Genomic DNA, 3100 nt, shown 5'->3' with positions numbered 1-3100 from the left:
TTTCCACGCCTCTCCACTAGCCGCAGCCCTCCCACTCCTCGCAGTCCACGAACTGGTCATCGCAGCGGAAGGATCGGATGAGGACGTCCGTGAGTTCATACGTCGCCTGACGTTCAGCACGCTGATAGGGAACGGGGACATGCATCTTAAGAACTGGTCGCTGATCTATCCTGATCGACGCAATGCCGCTCTGTCGCCAGCCTATGATTTTGTTTCGACAGTGCCCTATATCAAAGGCGATAGCTTCGCACTGAACTACAGCCGAGTGCGAGATTTTGTTGCCTTTGATGAAGATGAAATTTCCCATCTCGCCGCGAAAGCAGCGTTGCCTGAAAAGATGGTTCTTGATGTCGCGCGAGAAACCGCGAGCGATTTTGCATCGCTCTGGAAGAGAGAAAAAGATGCCTTGCCGATGCTTAGCGACGTTAGGGCAGCGATTGATGAGCTACTGCCAACTTTGCCTTTGCTGAATGCTAAGACATGATCTCTTTTCGACTTAAGCACATCGAACTTGATCACCCCACAAGGTTCACGCCATCGCATCGCCAAACGCAGGGACCGCTGATTTACTCGGTGATCTTTCTTGCGCGAGCGAATGCGCATTAACAACCAAACGTCCAATCTCGGTGATGTCTGCGTTTTCGGATAGAAACAGGCTATCTCTTCCACTGAAATCTGTCACATGCCATCCCGCAGGTGTATGTTCGGAAGCTGCCCTGTAACTGATAGAAACGCTAGTCTCAGCCTTTCCAAACGTTACGTTAGAAATGGTATGCGTTTGCAAAGCCCAAGCCGTTTGCTCAACAAAGCCTCTGTATAATTCGTCACTCACTAAAATTCTCCTTAAAAAACAAATGACTATTACATAATCGTTGTGGCTAATGCAAATAATTTTGCTGATGCCTATCGCTCAAGACCATGGCCAGGGTCGTCGCGCTTGTTGTTTCTTTTCCTGATGTTGCGGGCAGAACGTCCTTTTGCAGTATCTGTGAAGGCTCTTCGGGCATTGGGGGCTTTGCCATCCATCTTCAAATAATCAGCAATTTCTGCGTTCAGTTCGCTTAGCTCCGCGCTGCGTTCAGCGCGAACGTTCAGAATGGATTTCTGCAAAGCTCGGCGTTCTTCCAACTGCTTGGCGATGAGGGCATCTTTTTCTTCGCGGTCGCGAAGGTGGGACTCCCATGCTTCATATTCATTCTGCCTACGCATCTTTCCATATTTGCCGGTCATGCGGCTCCATAGGCCACCAAGACCTTTGGGAAGACGGGCAGCGCGATTATTTGTTTCTTGGATGTTACGGGCTTCGTGCTTCTTCTCGATTTCTTTTCGTTCAGAACGTTGCGCCTCGACGAGCTTCTGCCGCCGCATTTCCAAACTTGGAGAAAGACGTCTGTGGCTGGATTCGGCCTCTTTCACATACCGCTTTAATTGCTGCGTCATCCGCGCAGCAATTTTGGCTTTAGCCTGATCAACCGAGGGCAGTTTTTCAGGCTCTTTGATGCGGTCTTTGACGTCTTTGGATTTGACGCCAGCATAACGAGCCAAGGCAAAGACCTCGCCCCTGAAGTCAACGGCAACGACGCCCCTTCGATCTCCACGTGCCAATGTGTAACCGCGTTCTGCAAGTGCTTCCTTCAGAGCCTTTTCTGAATCAGAAGATCGCCAGCAGTCCCGAAACATTGCTTTGACCAAGCGCGGGTCCTGCTTTGCTCGCTTGGATTGCTGCCATTCTTCGCGGCTCATGTTGAGCGGGTTGCGCATGGATCGATCAATCAAACCTTTCGGAAGGTCCCATCCGTTTTCCAGGTAAAGCTCACGCGACACGTCCATGAGTCTGTTTTTATAGAAGGGCAGGGTTCGGGCCGTCATAGTTTCAGGATCGATGCGCGACCAAACTACGTGAGCGTGACGTCTGCCTTCTTTTTCATGGAAAACGATGGCGCGTGGCTGGTTATCCAAACCCAGATGCTGTTCGGTCATCTCGATGGCAGCCTCGAACGCTTCGATGGAAACGTCTTCTTTCTCCGGCGGGCTAAGGCTCAAGGAAAACAGAAATTTGCTGCACCGTGTTCCCTTGGAAATGGCTTCCGCTTCCTCAAGTGCATGCTCCAAATCTTCGGCAATGAACCCGCGCACTTCGTGCAACGCTACATGTTCGTTGTCGCGGCTGTTCAAAAGTTGCCGTGACAACTGACTTGGATTGCCTCTTTGTGACGCTTTCAAAATCATGCGCGCGTACCAAGTGCGCGCAGCAATTCTTCTCGGATCGCCACTATCGCAGCGCATGCCTCAGAAAGGTCTTCTTCCGTTTCAGGTGTGATCGGCAGCGACCCAGTGTGCGCCGCGCGAGCAAGTTGATTGAGGTTGCTGGAAATTCTGGAAGCACCAAGCGCCGCCAGAACTCGCCCAAGCGCCTCATGATCTTTGACTGGAAACTTGCCGCGCGTATGTCGCGGCGAAACATCCTTTCCAAATAAGCGTTGGCGAACATAAGCGCCGAGAGACAAACCGGCAGCATCTTGTTCAAGCTTTGCCCGTTCCTCGAATGTTAGCCTCAAGGAGAAGGGTGAAGGGTAATGTTGTTGAGCCATATCGGTCCTCCTTCGGACCCGGTATGGCGGCGAAAACAACTTTCAATCCTGAATGTTCAACTAAAACAGTCATTTATGAGGCGTATCGCCATGCCGAGAAATCTGGTGCAATGATTAGTAGGCTAAGATGGTTGCGCCCTCCCGCAACCATTGTAATCGACCCCAAACCCGCACCCGTTGCGGGTTTTGTCGTTTTTGCGTCCCCCAAGAGCTTACCGCGCAGCTCGAGCTCGTGGCGCTTGGCCTCCGCGTTCCAGTTCACAACAACCGTGTCGATCATTTGGTGTAGTTCGTCGCTTGCGCGTCCCGCTACGGCCTCATTTGATAGGGTTCCGGTGCAGACGGATGGGGGAGAATGGGCGGAAAGTGTGAATTCGCCGCTCTGCAGAGAGGATTTTGCGAAATCGCCTACCCCATTCAAGCCGTTTGTGGCGCTCGCAGTATAATTTCATCTAACGATGACTGGCGAACAGCCCACAGAGATAAGTGCGACAGAATCAGCCGCTATG

At 51.8% G+C, this 3100-nt stretch carries 5 protein-coding genes; 1 reads left to right on the top strand and 4 read right to left on the bottom strand.

Annotation, left to right across the window (positions count from 1 at the left end):
- Positions 1-484 (top strand): HipA domain-containing protein (locus ACSHWX_RS18030; RefSeq protein WP_435669595.1); only part of this gene is annotated, 484 nt, incomplete at its 5' end.
- Positions 485-529: 45 nt separating this feature from the next.
- Here ACSHWX_RS18030 and ACSHWX_RS18025 read toward each other — a convergent pair.
- From ACSHWX_RS18025 to ACSHWX_RS18010, 4 genes are all read right to left on the bottom strand, one after another.
- Entirely contained in the window at positions 530-832 is a 303-nt protein-coding gene (locus ACSHWX_RS18025; protein WP_435669594.1) for a hypothetical protein, read from the bottom strand.
- A 71-nt stretch (positions 833-903) separates the two neighbouring features.
- Positions 904-2229: a relaxase/mobilization nuclease domain-containing protein gene (locus ACSHWX_RS18020; protein ID WP_435669593.1), complete on the bottom strand. Its 1326-nt coding sequence runs from the start codon at positions 2227-2229 to the stop codon at positions 904-906.
- Positions 2226-2591 carry a plasmid mobilization protein gene (locus tag ACSHWX_RS18015; RefSeq protein ID WP_435669592.1) on the bottom strand — a complete coding sequence of 122 codons (366 nt, stop codon included), beginning with the start codon at positions 2589-2591 and terminating at the stop codon, positions 2226-2228. The genes ACSHWX_RS18020 and ACSHWX_RS18015 overlap by 4 nt, the downstream gene beginning before the upstream one ends.
- Before the next feature lie 73 nt (positions 2592-2664).
- Positions 2665-2871: a hypothetical protein gene (locus ACSHWX_RS18010; RefSeq protein ID WP_435669591.1), complete on the bottom strand. Its 207-nt coding sequence runs from the start codon at positions 2869-2871 to the stop codon at positions 2665-2667.
- Positions 2872-3100 lie beyond the last annotated feature (229 nt).

The organism is Maritalea sp., assembly GCF_051251695.1.
GTDB lineage: Bacteria > Pseudomonadota > Alphaproteobacteria > Rhizobiales > Devosiaceae > Maritalea.
The sequence above is the reverse complement of the archived record's forward strand: the minus strand, read 5'-3'. Positions and strand labels throughout refer to the sequence as shown.